This is a genomic window from Bacillus sp. SIMBA_008 (genome assembly GCF_046535495.1).
Taxonomy (GTDB): domain Bacteria; phylum Bacillota; class Bacilli; order Bacillales; family Bacillaceae; genus Bacillus; species Bacillus subtilis.
In genome coordinates this window covers 1-236 of the sequence record NZ_JAWRWL010001274.1, presented here as the reverse complement: position 1 = coordinate 236, position 236 = coordinate 1, and the positions used below count along the sequence as shown (strand labels likewise).

The window sequence follows — 236 nt, the reverse complement described above, 5'->3', positions numbered from 1 at the left end:
GTACCCTCGCCGAGCTCGCCGCCGACGGGCAGATCGATCCGGGCTGGGCCGAGGCGCTCGCGCCGGCGCAGGAGCAGATCACCGCCCTGGGGGAGCGTCTCCGTGCCGAGCAGGCATCCGGTCACGGCTATCTTCCTGCCGGGGAGAACGTGCTTCGCGCCTTCCAGCGGCCGCTGTCGGAGGTGCGGGTCCTCATCACCGGTCAGGACCCGTATCCGACGCCCGGGCATCCGATC

The 236-nt window shown here is 72.0% G+C and carries 1 protein-coding gene; it reads left to right on the top strand.

The window, feature by feature from the left end; all coding sequences use genetic code 11:
* On the top strand, nucleotides 1-236 hold a 236-nt coding region (locus SB658_RS27530), incomplete at both ends, for a hypothetical protein (protein WP_486308233.1).